Here is an 18737-nt window from a genome sequence, read left to right on the forward strand (position 1 = left end):
CGTATCGAGAACGGGGAATCGGGAATCGTCGACGGCAAAGGCAAAGCCCGTTTCGCTCTTGCGACTCCCGACTCCGTGCTCCCCATACCCGATTCCCGATTCCCGATTCCCGTTAGCCACTTGAGCCTGAACGTGCGGCTGAAAGCCAATATCGATCCTGCCTACGGCGCTCCAACGCTCCTGGAACTCCGAAACTGACTCGGCGTAGCCCCACCCACCTTCCGCATCAATCGACGCAGCGCCGTAGCGTCCTGATATCCGACGGCGGCGGCGATCTGCTCGATGCTCATGCGGCTGTTCTGCAAAAGGCTGCGCGCGCGATGCAGGCGGATGCTCTGGATCATGTCGCTGGTTCCCATGCCGGTGGCGCGGCGGACGTGGCGGCTCAGCGTGCGTTCCGATACGCACAGTTCGCTCGCGAGTTCCACGATCGACGGCACGGCGGGCAGCGCGGATTCGACGCGTCGGGTCAGGCGCGACACGAGTGCGTCGCCGCTCGCGAGCATCGCCGGAACCACGAACTGGGCTTGCTCGCTGCGCTCGTGCAGCAGCAGCACGCGTGACACGCCTTCGGCGACGTTGCTGCCGAAGCGCTTTCGCAGCAGGTAGAGCATCACGTCGGACTGGGCGAATGCCGCTCCTGCGGTGATGACCGGGCCGTCGACGCAGAGGATGCGGTTCGCTTCGACCTGCGTGTCCTTCGCGATGCGCGACAGTTCCGGCGCGAGCCACCATGTCGTCGTCGCGCGGCGACCTTTGAGCACGCCCGCCGCCTGAAGCAGAAAGACGGCGGAGCAGGAGGCTGCGACTTGCCCGCCGCCGGCGACATGTGCGGCGATGCTGCGGATCGCGCGCTGGCAGTCGTCGGCCTTGATACGTTCCGTCAGCTCGCGGGTATCCACGACCCAGATGCCCGGGATCAGCAGCACCGACTTGCTGTTCCTGACGCGACCGGGCAACCGAACGGTGTCTGCACCGATGCCTCCCCGCAGGTTCACACGTCCGCCGCCGGGCGAATACAGGCCCCAGGTCGGCGCCGCTTCGCCCTGGCGCACGGCGAACAACGCCGCAGCCGCGAGGATGTCGCGCGTCATCGCAACGCCGCTCGGATTGGTGCCCTCAAGCATCAGGACCTCGAAATCCTTCATGTCGATTTCCGCTCGAAAGATGTCGCATTGGACACTACGTCCGGAACGCTGTCGAGGCTGTAATGGATGTCGTTTGCGCCATCTCGCGCCGGATCGTTCCGGATGTGCTCGCCGATGCGGCACGTCTTCTTCGAACGCCCGATTTTTCCTCTGACCGGCTCCGCACTGCGGAGAATCTCCATGAGTTCACAAATTCCATCTTCTGAAGACGACGCGCTCGACGATTTTCACGCGCGCTCGTGCACGCTGGGCGGCGTCACCAAGCGCGTATACGTCTCCGGCTCCGGGCCGGCCGTCATCGTCATGGCGGAGATGCCCGGCATCAGCCCGCACGTCGCACGCTTCGCGCGCTGGGTACGCAATGCAGGCTTTACGGTGTATCTGCCGTCGCTGTTCGGCACCGACGGTGCGTATCCGCAGGCCGAGGAAGGGCTGGCCGTCCTGCGCCGCGCCTGTATCAGCGCCGAATTCCGCGCGCTCGCCGGACAGGGCGCGAGTCCGGTGACGGCGTGGCTGCGCGCCTTGGCGCGCCGCGCGATGAGCGAGTGCGGCGGGCCGGGCGTCGGTGCCATCGGCATGTGTTTCACCGGCAACTTCGCGCTGTCGATGATGCTGGAACCATCCATGCTCGCGCCCGTGCTCGCGCAGCCGTCGTTGCCGCTGGACGATCCGGCGGCCGTGGAGAGCGATCCGGGCGAACTCGCGGCCGTCAGGGCGAGGCTCGAGCGCGACGACCTGACCGTGCTCGCCTACCGGTTCGAAGGCGACCGGCATTGCCGTGCCGAGCGTTTCGCCGCCTACAGCGCGGCATTGGGTCCGCGCTTCATCGGCCGGGTGTTGCCCGACAGCGCCGCGAATCCCGAACCGCCGCCGTTCTTCAAGCAGATCGTGGCCAGCCCGCACAGCGTGCTGACGGCGCATCTGATCGATGCGGACGGCGAGCCGACGATACGCGCGCGCGACGACGTGATCGCCTTTCTGCGAAAGCGCCTGTTCGGCGAACCGCTGTTCGAGGCGGAAACGATCTTATGAAGATCGGCTTCATCGGCATCGGCCACATGGGCGAGCCCATGGCGACCAATCTGCTGCGCGCCGGCATTCCGCTGGTCGTCTGGAACCGTTCCGCCGGGAAATGCGAAGCGCTCGTGCAGCTCGGCGCGGAACAAGCGAAGTCCAGTCGCGGCCTGTTCGAGCGCTGCACGACGGTGATGCTGATGCTGCTCGACCGCAACGCCGTCGATGCCGTGCTCGAACGCGGAACGCCGGCATTTGCGAGGCATGTCTGCGGGAAGACGATCGTCCACCTGGGAACGACATCGCCGGCGTATTCGCACGACTTGCAGCGCGACATCGTCGCAGCGGGCGGCGCGTACGTCGAGGCGCCCGTTTCGGGATCGCGCGTGCCGGCGACGCACGGGCAGCTGGTCGGCATGGTGGCGGGGCATGATGACGACATAGCCCGGGTCCTTCCGTTGCTCGATTCCCTGTGTACTCGCGTATTCCGCTGCGGGGTCGTGCCTGGCGCGCTGCGCATGAAGCTCGCGGCCAATCACTACCTGATCGGCATGGTGACCGCGCTCGCCGAGACCGCGCATGCCGCTCGCCGTGCCGGCGTCGATCTGGATGTGCTTCGCGAGGTTCTGGATGCGGGCCCAATGGCCAGCGCGGTGTCTCGCACGAAGCTGGAAAAACTCGTGCGCGCGGATTTTTCACCGCAGGCCGCGATTCGCGACGTCAGCACCATCGCCGAACTGGTGCTGGCCCAGTGCGACGACACCGGCAGCAGCGCGCCGTTGATCCGTCAGTGCGCTGCGCTCTATCGCAGCGCTCTCGCAGCAGGCCATGGCTACGACGACATGGCTGCCGTCGTGCATGCGTTTGCATCCACGCGGGCTTGACGCTGCCCGGCAGTCACGTCGTGAATTCCGCGAAGCCAGACGCCGGGCGAGCATCACGCTGAATTCGCTCGAACGCACAGGCGGCCTCGCTACAATCGCCACGCGCCGCATCGTCGCTGTTGCGGTTACTCCATCGGCCCATTTCGCAAACGGAATCGTCATGACGGACACGCAAACGCTGACGCGCTACAAAGCCTGGGCAGACGACGCATTTCTGAAGGTCGTGGCGCGCGTTCCGGCGGAAGCGCTGGCCGCGCCTCGCCCGATCATCTTCGGCAGCCTGATTCGGACACTCCATCATTCGCTGGCGATGGACTACGTCTGGCAATGCCATCTGCTGCAAAAGCCGCATGGCCTTACCACACGCAATCCGGAGCATTGCCCGGAAATCGACGAACTGACGGCGCGCCAGCGACAGATGGACGAGTGGTATGTGGACTACGCCGCCGCGACTTCGCCGGCCGCATTGGACGAATTCGTCGACTTCGAATTCATCGGCGGCGGCGCAGGTCGCATGAAACGCCGCGACATCGTTCTGCACGTCGTCAATCACACCACGTACCACCGCGGCCATGTCGCGAGCATGCTCTATGACATCGGCGTGTTTCCGCCGACGACGGATCTTCCGGTATTTCTTCGCACGCTGTCGGCCGGTCCGTAATACAGGCGCCGATCGTAGGGCGCAATAAGCGCAGCGCATTGCGCCGTCGCAACGCCAGCGCGCGGTACATCCCGCTGGACTGACGCGACGAGGTTAACGGACACGCGGCGCAATGCCCTTCGGTTATTGCGCCCTACGTCGGCGACGTGCATCTACGCGGTCATCCGATCCGCGACCGCCGCACCGCGGCGCGACAGCCCCCTCGGAACGTTTCCGTGAATCGACCGGAATCGGCTTGGAATCGGAGTGGAATGCCCGCCACGCCGGCGCGGCGCAGTCTGGCGCGGAACTGCCGCGGCGCCGCGTTCGTCCGCGTGGCCAGGGGATCGCGACAGTTCTGTCGGCGCGGGACCGCACACGATGCGACCGGAAGCCTGCGTTCGACCGCTCAGGACATCGCCCGGCGCCGCCGCCCGTAACGGCGGCGCCGGAGTTTCCCTAAGATCAAGGATTCCACTATGTCTCACGTTGGCGTTTTTTCCCGTCTCGCCGTTGCGCTCGCCTGCGCCGCCGCCCTGCCCGCTCTTGCCGCCGATGCGCGCGGTTACGCCGAAGGCATCTATGCCGACTATGCCGGCGATTCCGCCGGCGTCACGTTCGCGGTCGACACGCTGCGCGCGGGTCCGCTCAGTGACGTCAAGGGCCAGTCGATGGAGCAGCTCGTCGGGCCGGCCACCTATCTGATCGAAGCCGAGGACGGTGCGACGGCGGTAGAGGGCATTCGTCTGGCCGCGCTGGATTCGAGCAAGGTCAACGGCGAAGCGTTCGCCGCGCGCATCGACGGGTTCGAGAAGGTCGGCCTGCCGCTCGATCAGGGCACCTATCGTCTGCTGCAGATCACGGTCGACGTCGACAGGCAGCTGCAGCGGCACCAGGCGGCGGAGTTCTGCTGGAGCAGCCTCAAGCACTGCGTGGTGTTCGATCCGAACATCGAGTTCATCGATTCCATCGTGAACGGCCATCGCGAACTCAAGGCGCAGGGCTATGCGCCGCGCGCCGGCTTCGAGCCGGTAGACCGGAGCAAGGCCGTCATGGGCTGCGCGCTCGCCAGCGATACGCGCTACATCGCGAAGTGGTGGACTTGGGGTTCGTACAAGCGCACGTACAAGAACGTCTACGGCATCACCATGGTCACGAAGAACATGGGCGGCCAGCAGGCCGGCATCCGCTGCAACAGCAGCTGCTACCCGGCGCCGTTCGGCTACAGCCATTCGTCGAGCGCGTTCGCGAACATCCCGTTCTCGGTGCAGTGCGACAACGCGTTCGGCGCCGGCACGACGGGCCGCCGCGGCAAGTTCGACGCCGAGAGCAAGTGCGCGCATCGCCTCACGTTCAGCGCGAAAGCCGAAGCCTCGGTCGCCAATCGCGGCTCGGCCGCGGTCGACATCAAGTGGGATACCACGGGCAGCATCGACGGCAACGGCGGCCAGATGATCGATACCTGCGGCTATTTCTGAGCCGCTCGCGCGGCGATCGCGATCGCCGCGCGGCCCGATGGGGAAGCGTTCAACGCGTCGCCGCGCGCACCACGCGCGGCGGCGTTTCGTCGTCGAGAAAGGCCACGGCCAGCGCATCCGGCAGACGCCGTTCGCCGGCCAGCGCGGCGGCGGAACGCAGGGCGGCACGCCAGCTGTCGATGTCGCGTCGCTCGCGATGCAGCTCGGCGAACAGCAGCGCCGTGTCGAAATCGCGCGGCACGGCGGCCGCGAGCGGCGCGGCGAGCGTCAGCAGATCGTCGCCGGGTGCATCGGCGCGCGCGACGCGCTTGAGTGCACGCAGCAGGTCGCGCTGTTCGCGCAGATCGCGCGTGCGCGTGACGCCGTCCAGCGCGGCGCGCAGATCGGCCTGCGCCGCGGCCGGTTCGCGCGAAGCGCGCGCGAGGCCGCGCAGCAACAGCAGATCCATGTCGTCATCGGGAACGGCGGTCGAACCGATGTCGAGCGGCGGCAACGGCACGCCGTTCGCGAACAGCAGGCGCGCGGCGCGCGAGCGGTATTCGCGATTCCCGGCGGAATCCGGCAGCACGGCCTGCGCGAAGCGCAGCGACGCATCGCGATCGCCGCGCGCGAGCGCGAGTTCGGCCGACAACACGTCGCGATACGCGCGATCGGCGCCGGCGCCCGCATCGATCGTGTCCAGAACCTCGGCCGCTTCGTCGAGCCGCCCGAGGCCGAGCAGCGCGTCGGTCCGCGCGAGGGCGACGCGGCGGCGCAGCTGCGGATCGGGCAGTTGCGACAGCAGGCGCTGCGCGCTGTCGCTGGTGGCCAGCGCATCGTTCCAGCGCAGCAGGCCGCATTGCAGGTCGACGATGCTGACGAGCGTCGCGCTGAGCTCGTTGACCGCGGCATAGTTGCCGAAGCGCGCAGCGGCGGACTGCAGCCGTTCCAGTGCTTCGAGCGGATGGCCCCGGCGCCGGTCGAGCAGCGCGAGATTCACCTCGGCGCGCGCGACGCCGAGATCGTCGCCGGCCGCATCGAGCAGCGAACGCGCGCGCGAGAGATCGGCCTGCGCGACGTCGAAGCGCAACTGCCGCAAGGCGACGCCGCCGCGGCCCATGTAGGCGCGACCGAGATCGCGTCCCTCGTGATGGCCGAGCGTCGCGATGGCGGCGGCGAAATCGCGTTCGGCGGCAACGTCGTCGCGCTGGCGCATCGCGATCGAGCCGCGCGCGGCGAGCACGCGGCCGCGGAACACGGCGTCGGGCGCGAACGCGTCGTCGGCGAGCAGCGCATCGAGCGCCGCGCGCGATTCCGCGAGGCGTCCCGCGCGATAGTCGACTTCCGCCGCGAGGTAGCGCATTTCGCGATCCTGCCGCTGCGCGCGCGGCAATGTGGACAGCCAGTCGCGGATCGTGCCGAGTTCGTTGCCGAGCAGCGCGGCACGCAGACGCACGACGACTTCGTCGCCGTCGTCGGCCACCGTGCGCGGCGCGCGGCCAAGCTGCCGCAGCAATGCATCGCCGGCTGCGGCGACCGCCGGCAAGACCTGCGGATGCTGTTCGCGCAGCACGAGGTCGACGCCGCTCGCGCGCCGTCCTTCGAGGCTGAATTCCCAACCCGAGGCGAGTCGCGACAGGCGCGGCTGCAGCAGCAGATCGGCCTGCAGCGCCTGCGGACGAAGATCGCTGCCGCTGCGCGGCGCGAGTGCCGCGAGTGCGGCGAGCACGCTTTCGCTCGGCGGCACGACGGCGCCTTCGGCGCGCAGCCGCGTGGCCAGCAGGTCCATGAGGCCCAGACGCGCCCAGGCCGCCTCGTCGGCCGCGGCAGCATCCATCTCGACTGGCAGCACGACGATGCGCCGCGACGCGTCGACGGCGGCGGCGGCGCGCGTCGGCAGATAGGCCGCGCCGAACTCGACGCCGGCGATCGCGACGACGAGAGCGACCGCGCCGATCGCGAGCCATGGCCAGCGGCGTGCGCGAGGCCTGCGGTTGGCGGCGCGCGCAAACGCGGCCGGCGGCACGCTGCGAAGCGGCGTTTCCGCGATGACGACTCGTGCGGCTTCCTCGATGTGTCCGGTGATCGGCTCGGCAGCCGCGACTTCGTGCACGGCGTCCGTCGCGTCGGCCGGTCTCGCGCCGTCGTCGGCTGCAGCAGCCACGGCGATCTCGCCCTGGATTTCCGTGACGGGCCCAACCCAGTGATAGCCGAACCCCGGCACGGTGCGGATGAGCCGCTGCCCGTTGCCGTCGTCCTGCAGCAGCCGCCTCGCCCGCAGCACCGTTTGCGCAAGTTGCGTATCCGATACATTGCTGCGATTCCACACGTATAGAATGAGCTCATCGCGCGCGACCGCGCGATCGCGATGTTCGATCAGGCAGATCAGGCAATCGAATACGCGGCGCGGCGCCGCGAGCGGGCCCTGCGGCCCCGCGACCAGGCGCGACGCGCTGTCCAGGACGAAATCGTCGACTCGGTATTGCACCTTCGGCCACTCCCCATGGCGGGCGCGCCGCGGGCAGACTGCGCCGACGACGCGCGGTCACTGGCCCGGACGGGCAGCGACAGCAACGAATACTGCGAGTACGCGGCCCCCCGGCCACGTGCCGATCGATTCTAGTGAACTGCGGCCGGGCTGGCGAGGGCGCGGCAATGTGGACTGCCGCACAGTTTGGCGCGGGATCCGTCGCGTGCGGCGATTGTGTATCGCGTCGCGCTCGCTTCGTCTGCCGGACCCGGCGCAACCGTTGCGTGTTCGCGTCGGTGCGGGCCACTGCGATTTCGTGCGCACGGCCACAGGGCGCCGAGCGCATCCGCGATACGTTTGCGCGCCGGACGCGCTGCGGCGATGTCGCGATGTTCCAAATACGGAAACCGGTTTCTCCGTCGCCGGCGACCGTGCCGCGCCGCGGATGCGCGTACGCGCGGCTTGGCAGGCCTTTGGAATCGATTTGGAATGACGCCGCCGCGGCACTGATGCAAGTTCGCGCGCTGCGGTCGCGCCGCGGCATCGCCCGTTCCGCCATCGCTGCACGGCCGGTCCTGCACCATTGCGCGTCGTCCCCTGCGGCGCGCGATGCCTTTCACCCTCGTCGTCACTGGAGAAGCTCGCATGCGTCGTTCCTGCCTGACCCTCGCTGTTTCCCTGCTGTTTGCCGCCGCGCCGGCCTGGTCGGAGTCGCGCGATCCCGCGCCGGCCGTCGACCTGACACCGGTTGATGCCGCCGCAGGCGAACAGGCCGCGCTGGCGCAGGCGCGTCGCGACTTCCCTGCTCTTTTCGCCGCGGCCTATGCGCGCCATCCGCAGCTGCCGGCCGGATCGCTCGAGGCGATCGCCTACGTGCAGAGCCGCTGGGTCATGCTCGACGGCGCCGTCGATGCGGTGCCCGAGTCGCCCGCAGCCGTCGGCCTCATGGGCCTGTACGCGGGCCACGGATTCCGCGATCAGGTCGGCGGCGCGGCGACGCTGCTCGGCGTGTCGCGCAAGCAGGTCGAAAGCGATCCTTACTGGAATGTGCTCGGCGCGGCGGCGCTGCTCGCCGATGCGCAGTCGCGCCTTGCGCGCGGCGCGACGCAGGCGGAGCTGCTCGCCGCCTACGCCGGTCATGGCGACGGCAAGACCGACGCGATCGCCGCGTTCGCGCGCGAGGCGTTCGCCTATGACGTGCTGCTGACGCTCGACCGCGGCGTCGACGACAACGGCATTCGCGTGGATGCGCGGCCGGTCGCCTGGGAACGCGAATTCGCGCCCGACGCGCTGCTGCGCCAGCGCGCGCCGTTCGTGCGGCTGGACCTGCAGCGCGGCGCCGTCGAGGTCGACGGCCTGCGCATCGATCCGGTCACCGAAGCGCTGTCGTCCGACGCGCCGCTCGCAGGCCCCGTGCCGTCGAGCACCGACTACGGGCCGGCGCTCTGGGTCACCTCGCCTTACTACCATTCGCGCAGCCAGTCGATCTCGGCCGTCGCGATCCATACGATGCAGGGCTCCTACGCCGGCAGCATCTCGTGGTTCCAGAGCAACCCGTACTCGGTCAGCGCGCACTACCTGATCCGCAGCTCCGACGGCCAGGTCACGCAGATGGTGCGCGAAGCGCAGGCGGCGCATCACATCGGCGCCGAGAACGGCTATACGCTCGGCATCGAGCACGAAGGCTATGTGAACAATGCGAGTTGGTATACGACGGCGATGTACAACGCCTCGTCGGCGCTGACGCGGCATTTCTGCTCGCGCCACGGGATCAACTGCGCGACGGCCTATAACGGTGCGGCGCACAGCGGCGTCGTCGTGCTGTCGAGTTCGATCAAGATCAAGGGCCACCAGCACTTCCCGAACAACACGCATACCGACCCGGGCATCAACTGGGACTGGCGCCGCTACTACACGCTGTTGAATCCGGGCTCGGGCGGCGGCACGCCGCGCATTCTCGACACCTTCGAAACCAATGAAGGCCACTTCACGTCGACGCCGAGCTATTCGGGCAGCACGACCGGCATCGATGCGACATCGACGGCGGAACGCGACTGCGGCGTCTCGCACGTCGGCAGTTGTTCGGAGCATCTGACGCTCGTCGACAATCCGTCGGATTCCCAGGCCTGGGCCGTGCGCTTCCTGTCGGGCGGCGGCTCGGCCGGCAGCAACACCGGCGTCGCGCGCAACGGACGCGTGGGCTTCTGGGTCTATGTCGCCGGAGCGGGCTTCAGCGTCGGCGTCGGCATCGACGACGGCGCGGCGACCGAGCGTTCGACGCTGCGCAGCGTCGCCGCGAACACTTGGACCTATGTCGAGTGGAATCTGGCGGATGCGAACCAGTGGAACGCCTGGGTCGGCGGCAACGGCGCGATCGACGCCGCGAACGTCACGATCGATGCGATCTGGCTCGAACGCGCGCACACGACGTATACGGTGAATGCGTATATCGACGAGGTGCAGTGGCGGAGCAATTGATCGTGCGGGGATGGGGAGTTGAAAACGCGGCGAAGCGCTTTGCGCCGCGGTTCTCGGCTGAAACCGCAAACCCATCCCTACCCATACCCTCCCCTTCAAGGGGAGGGTTTCCATCACCTCTCGAAAAGCGCCAGGCGTCGCGTAGGTCGGACTGAGCCGCAGGCGAAGCCCAACATCGAGGTCTCCCACCGCTCGCCGTGCATCACGAGGATGAAAAATCCGGCGCGCCGTCAGCCGACGGCAGCCCCCTGCTGCTGCGCGTGCAGGGATTCCGCGAACCGCAAATTCGTCTCGACGCGTTCGAGTTCGCTGTCCGGCAGTTGCCCGTCCACGAGCAGTTCCTCGCAGAGCTGCGCGCTGAGTGCGCTGTCGCCGCAATACCAGCTCGACACGGCGAGTTCGTCTTTCGCGCGCCAGGCATGCACGGTGCCGTCGACGAACAGCATGTCGTCCGATGCGGGCAGCTCGAGCGCGATGCGTGCAAATACCGTGGCCATGCGGTAGCGCCGATTCAGGCGCAGATAGCGCGCGAATTCGCAGGGCGCTTCGGCGCGCGACGGGCGGACGTCGCAGGCGTCGAGGTAAGCGGCGGCGATGTCCGCATGGCCCGCGCCGGAGCGCTCGAGCAGCAGCGCGATCTGCAGTTTCGCGTAGTAGATTTCTTCGTCCCAGCCGCCGAGTTCGCTGCGGCGGCGGTAGGCGCGGATCGATTCGTCGATGCGGCCGGCGTCGCGCAGACTCTGTGCGTAGTAGAACGTGTAGCGCGCATGATTCGGCTCGCGTTCCAGCGCCTGACGCAGGATCTCGGCGTCGCGTCCGTATTTCACGCTGGCCGGCTGCTGGCTGCGCGCGCCGTCGGCGAACGTCGCGGCCCGCCAGCCTGGCAGCCGCACGACGTGATCGGCCCGGCTCGACAGCAGCACTTCGTGCAGTACGCCTTCCCAGTGCCAGTCGAGGTCGAGCCGCACGATGCAGACGCGCCAGTAGTGCGCGGTGCCTTGCACGTGTTCGAGCAGATATCCCGGTGCCGACGGATCCGGGCGCGGCGCGTCCGCGGCGACCTGAAGGACTTCATCGGCATCGATGATCAATGCGAGTTCGCCGTGCCGTCGCGCGAGATCCAGCGCTTCGTTGCGATTGTGTGCGAAGTCGATCCAGGGCCGCTCGATCAGTTCGCCGGGTTTGCCGGCGAGCACGCGACGGACGATGTCCTGCGTGCCGTCGGTCGAGCCGGTATCGCTGATGGCCCAGCTGTCGATGTGCGGCAGCACCGAGCGCAGGCAGCGCTCGATCACGGCTGCTTCGTTCTTGACGATCATGGACAGACAGACGCGCATCGGCGGATTCTGCCTGAGCGCCGCGGGTGCGGGAATCGGTGTTGCGGCGCCAATGCATCCAGCCGCAGGTTGGGTTGAGCCACAGGCGAAGCCCGACAGCGCGGCGCCCCGCTATTGCGGCGCCGAACCGCCGTGCCCATCACCGCGCCACAACGAAAAACGCCGCGGGATATCCCTGCCCCGCGGCGTCGTCTGCGTCACTCGGTACGAAGGCTTACCCGCAGCGGCTTACCAATAGAACTGGGCGCGCGCTTCGAGGATGTTCGGGTTGTCGTCGAGTTCGGCGCGCAGCGCGCTGACGTACTTGCTGCTGTCGACCTTGACGTAGTTGACCATGAACTTGAAGTTCGAGCGCCAGTACCAGTTCACGCCGAGCGTCAGGTTGCGCTCTTCGCCGCCGCGGACGTTGCCGTCGTTGAGGTTGGTCGAGTCGTAGCGCAGGCCGATCTGCCACATGCCGGCCATCGGGTCGTCCGGCAGCGTCGTGGTCGGCAGGCCGGCCTTGTAGCCCCAGGTTTCGCCGGTCAGGTTCCACACGCCGTAGACGTACCAGCTGTCGCCGGTCCAGTCGGGCAGCGTCGTCGCTTCGGTGCGCGACACGGTCGAGCGCATGTATTCGGCCTGGACCTTGATCGGACCGCCGACCCAGAGGCCTTCCACGCCGTAGGTGCGCTGGCGGTCGGCATTGAGGATGTTGCCGGTGTCGATGAGACGGACCGTCGCCTGGTCGGCGTCCGGACGCACGCGCGGGCGCGCGGTGTCGGCGTCGGTGTCGTAGTCGAGCGCGGAGACGCCGAAGTGCAGGATATTGCCGGTTTCGGCCATCGGCGCGAAGTAGACGCGGCCGCCGAAGCCCTGGCCCTGGTTGAGGTTGCGCGTGAGCTCACGGCCGAAATAGCTGACCTGGTAGCCGAAGTTCGGCTGGTCGTCGCCGTAGGCCACGCCGACGCGGCGCGCGACGCCGAACAGGTTCGTGACCATGGCCTTGGAGATGAAATCGTTGTGGCGCGTGCTCGTCAGTTCTTCGAGGCTGTTCGGCTGCTTGTACTGGCCGGCCATCAGATAGTTCGTGCCGAGCTTCCACTTGATGTTGGCGTCGAGGTACTTGTTGGCCTTGCCGTCGTAGCCCAGGGTCCAGTCGAAGCGGCCGCCCTTGCCCTTGAGGATGACTTCGGCGCGGCGCATGTCGAATTCGCTGTCCTTGCCGTCGTTGCCCGCGGGCGAGGCGGCATTGAGGTCGGCGACGTCGTTGTGGAACCAGCTGCCGTCGGCCTGCATCAGGCCTTCGAGACTGACTTCACTGCCGTTGATGACGTCGATCGCGATCTCGGCGTGTGCGTTGCCGGCGAGCGCCGCGGTGACGGCGAGAGCAAGAAGGCCCTGGGTACGCAGTTTCATGGTTAAAAGCCCGTGAGCGTTGGGGAGGCGCGCAGGGTATGTCGGGCTCGTTACGGAAATATTGCAGTCGTTCGCTCGCGTGCGTGACGCCGAAAACTGTCATCAGACCGCCATGACGCCGACGGAGACTGGCCGATCCGGTATCGGAACGCCGGCGACGCGCGACAACGGTTGCGATGAAACCGCCGACCGCGCCATCGCGGAACTTAATGCAGATCGTGTTGCAGAACGTGGGTTGCCGGGAGCGCCGCGAACCGCAACGTCGCGTGCATCACGAACTGCACGACAGCATCGAACATCCCGCCCGCTGGCGCGCCCAGTCCGGTCTGCGCTGTGCGAATGCCTCGCGTCCGGCCTGTTCGTCGTAGGGACGCCTCAATACGTCCAGCAGGTCGTGCACGCCGCCGAGATCGCCGCCCTCGGCACGATCGATCGCCTGCTGGGCCAGGTAATTGCGCAGCACGTAGCACGGGTTCGCCGCGTTCATGCGCGCGCGGCGCGCTTCGTCGGGCATCGCGTCCTGCGCGAGTCTCGCCGCGTAGTCCTGCAGCCAGGCGTCGAACGCGGGCAGCGAGGCGGCGAACTTCGCCTCGTCGTAGAACGCTCCGCGCAGCGCGGCGGTGCCCGCGCCTGCGTCGATCCGTGCGAGGCCGCGGAAGAAGATCGTCATGTCGACCTCGGCGTCCTGCAGCAGCGCGTGCAGCGCCTGCATGCGCGCGACGTCGTCGTCGCCGCAGTCGCGCAGGCCGAGCTTCGCCGCGATGTTCGCGCGATCGGCCTCGACGAACGTTTCGACGAAACGCTGCAGGCCCGCGTGCAGCGCGTCGTGCGCGGCGAACAGCGGTGCGATCGCGCTGGCGAGGCAGCCGAGGTTCCAGTACGCAATCTGTACTTGTTGCCCGAAGCGGTAGCGCCGGCGCTCGCGATCGGTCGTGTTCGGCGTCCAGTCCGGATCGAAGTTGTCGATCCAGCCGTAAGGTCCGTAGTCGATCGTGAGCCCGAGTATCGACAGGTTGTCGGTGTTCATGACGCCGTGTACGAAGCCCACGCGCATCCAGTGCGCGATCAGCACGGCCGTGCGCACGCAGACCTCGGCGAACCATGCTGCATACGCAGCCTCGCTGCCCGGCGCGTGCGCGGCAGCGATCGCGGGAAAATCGCGCGCGATCGTGAAGTCGGCAAGCCGGCGCAGCAGCGCGGCGTCGCCGCGCGAGGCCGGCAGTTCGAAATTGCCGAAGCGGATGAACGACGGCGCGACGCGGCAGACGATCGCGCCGGGTTCGTCGCGCGGATGGCCGTCGTAGAACATGTCGCGCTCGACCGCTTCGCCGGTGCCGACGAGGCACAGGGCGCGCGTCGTCGGCACGCCGAGGTGATGCATCGCTTCGCTGCAGAGGAATTCGCGGATCGAGGATCGCAGCACGGCGCGGCCGTCGGCGCGGCGCGAGTACGGTGTCGGGCCCGCGCCCTTGAGCTGCAGTTCCCAGCGCTGCCCGGCGCGATTGATCGTCTCGCCGAGCGAAATCGCGCGGCCGTCGCCGAGCTGGCCGGCCCAGTTGCCGAACTGATGGCCGCCGTAGTTCGCGGCGTAGGGCTGCATGCCGGGCAGCACGCGGTTGCCGCCGAAGACCTCGGCAAACGCCGGCGATTCGACCTCGGCGCGATCGAGATCGAGCAGCGCGGCGACCTCGGCCGAATACGCGAGCAGCCGCGGTGCCGCGACCGGCGTCGGCTGCACGCGCGAATAGGCCGCACCAACGACCTGGCGCGACTGCAGGCTGGTGTCGGGATCGCCCGGCAGTTCGCGCACGAAGGCATTGTCGAAGCGGAAATCGAGCACGGCGCTGTCCGGAGCGAAGAGGGATCGTTCGCAGATGCGGCCGCGGCCCCTAGTTTTCGAGGGCTGCGCTTTCGAGAGCTGCCGCGCGTATGCGCGCCGCGACCGAATCGAGGAAGCGCTCGGGCAGTTGCGCCTGCACGGCGACCTGCCACCAGTCCGGTTGCGCGAACGCGCGGCATTTGACCGCGTCCTTGCCGGTCATGAGCACGGGCAGGCCGTCGCCGAACGCGAGATCCGCCGGGCCGAACAGATGATGATCGGCGAAGGCGTGCTCGATCGCGTCGATGCGCGCGGCGCGCAGGCTGTCGAAGAAGCGGCGCGGATGGCCGATGCCGGCGACCGCATGCACGCGGCGATGGGCGAACGCGTCGAGCGCGACATGACGGCCGTCGACGAGGTTCAGCGCGCCGTCGTCGCGCAGATGCAGTTGGACTTCGTCGGCATGGGCGAGGCCGCCGTTGCAGACCCGGAAGTCGACGTGTTCGAGCCGCGACAGCGGCTCGCGCAGCGGACCGGCCGGCAGCAGCCGGCGGTTGCCGAAGCGGCGCGCGCCGTCGATCACGCAGATCTCGACGTCGCGATGCAGCCGATAGTGCTGCAGACCGTCGTCGGCGAGCACGACGTCGATGTCGGCGCTCGCGATCAACAGTCGCGCCGCGGCGACGCGATCGCGGCCGACGACGACGGGCGCACCGCCGAGATCGCGGATCAGCAGCGGTTCGTCGCCGACCTGCGCGGGCGTTGCATCCGCATCGAGCAGCAGCGGTCCTTTGGCGCTGCCGCCGTAGCCGCGGCTGACGACGCCGGCGCGCAGGCCGCGCGCGGCGAGCGCGCGGACCAGCGCGATCGTCAGCGGCGTCTTGCCGGTGCCGCCGACGCTGATGTTGCCGACGACGACGACGGGCTTGCCGACCGGATGCCGGCGCAGCCAGCCGCGCGCATAGGCGCGCCGGCGCAGCGCGGTCACGCCGCCGTAGAGGCGCGCGAGCACGCCCCAGCTGATCGGCACCTCGGCGCCGTGATACCAGACGCGTTCGCGCCGCGCCGCGGCGTTCATGCGCCCGCGGTGTCGTGGAACTGCATGCGGTGCAGCGCCGCGTAGTGGCCGCCGCGCGCGAGCAGTTCGTCGTGGCGGCCGGTTTCGACGATGCGTCCCTGGTCGAGCACGACGATCTGGTCGGCGTGCTCGATCGTGCTGAGCCGATGCGCGATGACGAGCGTCGTGCGTTCGCGCATGAGGCGCGCGAGCGCGTCCTGGATCAGTCGTTCGGATTCGGTGTCGAGCGCGCTGGTCGCTTCGTCGAGGATCAGGATCGGCGCGTTCTTGAGGATCGCGCGCGCGATCGCGATGCGCTGGCGCTGGCCGCCCGAGAGCAGCGCGCCGCCCTCGCCGACGCGGCTGTCGAGTCCGTCGGGCAGGCGTTCGATGAATTCGAGTGCATTGGCCGCCGCGGCGGCTTCGCGGATCCGTTCGCGCGTCGCGCCGCCGAGCGCGCCGTAGGCGATGTTGCGCGCGATCGAATCGTTGAACAGCACGACGTGCTGGCTCACGAGCGCGATCTGGTCGCGCAGGCTCGCCAGCGTCCACTCCGTGAGCGGGCGGCCGTCGAGCAGCACGCGGCCGGTACCGGGTTCGTAGAAGCGCGGGATCAGGCTCGCGAGCGTGGTCTTGCCGCTGCCGGAACGTCCGACGAGTGCGGTGACCTTGCCGGCCGGACAGAACAGATCGACTTCGTGCAGCGCGTCGCTGCTCGCGCCCGGATAGCGCAGCGAGACGCGTTCGAGCGCGATCTCGCCGCGGCTGCGCGCGATCTGCGCGGTGCCGCCGTCGGGCTCGCCCGGCGTGTCGAGGATCGCGAACAGATCCTGCGCCGCGGCGACGCCGCGCTGCATCATGGCCTGCACCGTGGTCAGGCGCTTGAGCGAGGGCAGCATCGCGATCATCGCAGTGATCGTCGCCATGAAACTGCCGGCGCTCATCTGCGCGAGCATGGCCGGCCGCGTTGCGAAGAACACCACGCCGGCGAGCGCGCACGCCGCGATGATCTGCACGAGCGCGGTCGACAATGCGTTGGTCGAGGCGACCTTGAGATTGAGCCGGCGATTGTGTTCGTTGATCTCGGCGAAGCGCTGCTGTTCGTAGGTGCCGCCGCCATAGACCTTGACCTCGCGCTGGCCGCCGACGACTTCCTCGACGACGCCGGTGACGGAACCGACCGAGTGCTGGATGCGATGGCTGATGCGGCGATAGCGCCGGCCGACGAACCAGACCAGGGCCGCGATCAGCGGCGCCATGACGAACAGCGCGAGCGTCAGCCGCGCGCCGTACCAGAGCATCACGAACAGCATGCCGAGCACGGTCAGGCTGTCGACGATCATGACCTTGACCGCCTCGGTGCTGGCCTGCGCGACCTGCTCGACCGTGTAGGTGACGCGGGAGATCAGCTGGCCCGAGGCTTCGCGATCGAAATAGCCCGCCGGCATCACGAGATAGCGCGCGAACACCTGCTCGCGCAGGCTGTGCACGACGCCGCGGCCGACGCGCGCGACGCCGTAGTCGGTCAGCCAGGTCGCGATGCCGCGCAGCACGAACACGATGACGATCAAGATCGGCATCCAGAAGATCGTGTTCTGGTCCTGGCGCACGAACAGGTCGTCCAGCATCGGCTTGATGAGCCAGGTGAAGCCGGCCGTCGCGCCGGCGTCGACGGCCATGCCGAGCACCGCGAGCACGGCGATCGGCCAGTGCCGCGCGGAATACGCAAGGAGCCGCCGATACGTCGCCGCGGCGCTGGCCGGCGCGGCGACGCTCACTTTTTCGGTGCTTCCTTCGGCGGTGTCGTCGCGATGGACAGCCGCGTGAATCCGACCTGCCCCAGCGCGTCCATGACCGTCACGACGGCCTGGTGCGCGGTCTGCGCGTCGGCGCGGATCATGACCGGACGCGTGCGGTCGTCGCCCGCGATCTGCACGAGCGCGTCCTTCAGCGTGTCGACGCTCGGGTTCAGCACTTCGTTGTTGTCGATGAAATAGCGGCCGTCGCTGTCGACCTGGATCGTCAGGCCGAGCTCGGGCTCGGCCTCGGCCGATTCGCTGGCCTGCGGCAGCGAGACGCGCAGGCGCGCGGTCTGGTCGAAGGTCGCGGTCAGTACGAAGAACATCAACAGCGTCAGCATGACGTCGATCAACGGGATCACGTTGATCTCGAAATCGTCATCGCGACGCGCACCGCCGAGCTTCATGCGGTCGCACCCGGACGCACGGCGCGCACGGCGGTATTCGGTGCCGCGGGGTTCGCGTCGGGCTGCTGCTGCGCGGCGAGTTCGTCGAGCAGCGCGATGGCTTCTTTTTCCATGACCACGACGAGGCCCGAGACGCGCGAGCGGAAGTAGCGATGGAAGATGTAGGCCGGCACCGCGACGACGAGGCCGGTCGCCGTGCAGACCAGCGCTTCGCCGATGCCGCCGGCCATCTGCTGCGCGTTGCCGATGCCGTGGACCATGACCGCGAGGAACATGCGGATGAGGCCGATGACGGTGCCGAGCAGTCCGAGCAGCGGCGAGATCAGCGCGATCGTGCCGAGCGTGTTGAGATAGCGTTCGAGCCGGTGCACGACGTGACGGCCGGCGTCTTCGATGCGTTCCTTGATGATCTCGCGCGAGCGGTTGCGCACCGACAGCGCGGCGGCGAGCAGTTCGCCGAGCGGCGAGTTCCTGCTGAGCGTGTCGATGTGCGAGGGATCGAGCTTGCGCGTGCGCGCCCAGGTGCGGACCTGTTCGCCGAGTTCCGGCGGCGCCACGGTCTTCTGGCGCAGGGACCAGAACCTTTCGAGGATGATGGCCAGCGCCACCGCAGAACAGATCAGGATGGGCACCATCGCCCATCCACCGGCCATCAGGATCTCAAGCACGTGCGATCACTCCGAGCTCTAGGGAACGCGGCGCGCGCGGGCGGGCGCCGAACGCGCCGATCATAGCAGCGAATCCGGCAGGTCTAGTGCGGCGCGGATCGCGGCATGGAACGGCCGCGGCCCGGCACGACCGCGGCACCGGACGGCCGCCGCGCCCGGGC

At 68.4% G+C, this 18737-nt stretch carries 15 protein-coding genes; 5 read left to right on the forward strand and 10 right to left on the reverse strand.

Going from position 1 to position 18737, the window contains the following annotated elements; all coding sequences use genetic code 11:
* Window positions 1–161: 161 nt before the first annotated feature.
* Both VLF18_RS18570 and VLF18_RS18575 read right to left on the reverse strand, forming a co-directional pair.
* A complete protein-coding gene (locus VLF18_RS18570; RefSeq protein WP_325281116.1) occupies window positions 162–1148 on the reverse strand; it encodes a GlxA family transcriptional regulator in 987 nt (328 codons plus the stop codon).
* Window positions 1145–1330 carry a hypothetical protein gene (locus VLF18_RS18575; RefSeq protein WP_325281117.1) on the reverse strand — a complete coding sequence of 62 codons (186 nt, stop codon included), beginning with the start codon at window positions 1328–1330 and terminating at the stop codon, window positions 1145–1147. The genes VLF18_RS18570 and VLF18_RS18575 overlap by 4 nt, the downstream gene beginning before the upstream one ends.
* Here VLF18_RS18575 and VLF18_RS18580 point away from each other — a divergent pair.
* The 4 genes from VLF18_RS18580 (at window position 1329) to VLF18_RS18595 (ending at window position 5164) form a co-directional block, all read left to right on the forward strand.
* A complete protein-coding gene (locus tag VLF18_RS18580) occupies window positions 1329–2180 on the forward strand; it encodes a dienelactone hydrolase family protein (protein WP_325281118.1) in 852 nt (283 codons plus the stop codon). The genes VLF18_RS18575 and VLF18_RS18580 overlap by 2 nt on opposite strands.
* Window positions 2177–3046 (forward strand): NAD(P)-dependent oxidoreductase, encoded by an 870-nt coding sequence (locus VLF18_RS18585; protein WP_325281119.1) that lies wholly within the window; start codon window positions 2177–2179, stop codon window positions 3044–3046. The genes VLF18_RS18580 and VLF18_RS18585 overlap by 4 nt, the downstream gene beginning before the upstream one ends.
* A complete protein-coding gene (locus VLF18_RS18590) occupies window positions 2991–3707 on the forward strand; it encodes a DinB family protein (RefSeq protein WP_325281120.1) in 717 nt (238 codons plus the stop codon). The genes VLF18_RS18585 and VLF18_RS18590 overlap by 56 nt, the downstream gene beginning before the upstream one ends.
* Window positions 3708–4165: 458 nt before the next feature.
* Window positions 4166–5164, forward strand: coding sequence for a hypothetical protein (locus VLF18_RS18595; protein ID WP_325281121.1), 999 nt, complete (start codon window positions 4166–4168; stop codon window positions 5162–5164).
* A gap of 49 nt (window positions 5165–5213) precedes the next feature.
* Here VLF18_RS18595 and VLF18_RS18600 read toward each other — a convergent pair whose 3' ends face one another.
* Window positions 5214–7631: a winged helix-turn-helix domain-containing protein gene (locus VLF18_RS18600; protein WP_325281122.1), complete on the reverse strand. Its 2418-nt coding sequence runs from the start codon at window positions 7629–7631 to the stop codon at window positions 5214–5216.
* Between the two features lie 627 nt (window positions 7632–8258).
* Between VLF18_RS18600 and VLF18_RS18605 the strand changes: the two genes are divergently transcribed.
* Complete coding sequence (locus VLF18_RS18605; RefSeq protein WP_325281123.1) at window positions 8259–10091, forward strand: peptidoglycan recognition family protein; 1833 nt, start codon at window positions 8259–8261, stop codon at window positions 10089–10091.
* Between the two features lie 230 nt (window positions 10092–10321).
* Here VLF18_RS18605 and VLF18_RS18610 read toward each other — a convergent pair whose 3' ends face one another.
* The 7 genes from VLF18_RS18610 to VLF18_RS18640 form a co-directional block, all read right to left on the reverse strand.
* Window positions 10322–11428, reverse strand: a complete 1107-nt coding sequence (locus tag VLF18_RS18610) for a glycosyltransferase (protein ID WP_325281124.1) — start codon at window positions 11426–11428, stop codon at window positions 10322–10324.
* Between the two features lie 228 nt (window positions 11429–11656).
* A complete protein-coding gene (locus tag VLF18_RS18615) occupies window positions 11657–12826 on the reverse strand; it encodes an OprO/OprP family phosphate-selective porin (RefSeq protein WP_325281125.1) in 1170 nt (389 codons plus the stop codon).
* A 271-nt stretch (window positions 12827–13097) separates the two neighbouring features.
* Complete coding sequence (locus VLF18_RS18620) at window positions 13098–14666, reverse strand: protein adenylyltransferase SelO (protein WP_325281126.1); 1569 nt, start codon at window positions 14664–14666, stop codon at window positions 13098–13100.
* A 49-nt stretch (window positions 14667–14715) separates the two neighbouring features.
* A complete protein-coding gene (lpxK, locus tag VLF18_RS18625) occupies window positions 14716–15723 on the reverse strand; it encodes a tetraacyldisaccharide 4'-kinase (protein WP_325281127.1) in 1008 nt (335 codons plus the stop codon).
* Complete coding sequence (gene msbA / locus VLF18_RS18630) at window positions 15720–17480, reverse strand: lipid A export permease/ATP-binding protein MsbA (protein WP_325281128.1); 1761 nt, start codon at window positions 17478–17480, stop codon at window positions 15720–15722. The genes lpxK and msbA overlap by 4 nt, the downstream gene beginning before the upstream one ends.
* Entirely contained in the window at window positions 17477–17908 is a 432-nt protein-coding gene (locus VLF18_RS18635; protein WP_325281129.1) for a biopolymer transporter ExbD, read from the reverse strand. The genes msbA and VLF18_RS18635 overlap by 4 nt, the downstream gene beginning before the upstream one ends.
* Entirely contained in the window at window positions 17905–18561 is a 657-nt protein-coding gene (locus tag VLF18_RS18640; RefSeq protein ID WP_325281130.1) for a MotA/TolQ/ExbB proton channel family protein, read from the reverse strand. The genes VLF18_RS18635 and VLF18_RS18640 overlap by 4 nt, the downstream gene beginning before the upstream one ends.
* Between the last annotated feature and the right edge of the window lie 176 nt (window positions 18562–18737).

This window comes from Tahibacter sp., from assembly GCF_035481375.1.
GTDB lineage: Bacteria > Pseudomonadota > Gammaproteobacteria > Xanthomonadales > Rhodanobacteraceae > Tahibacter.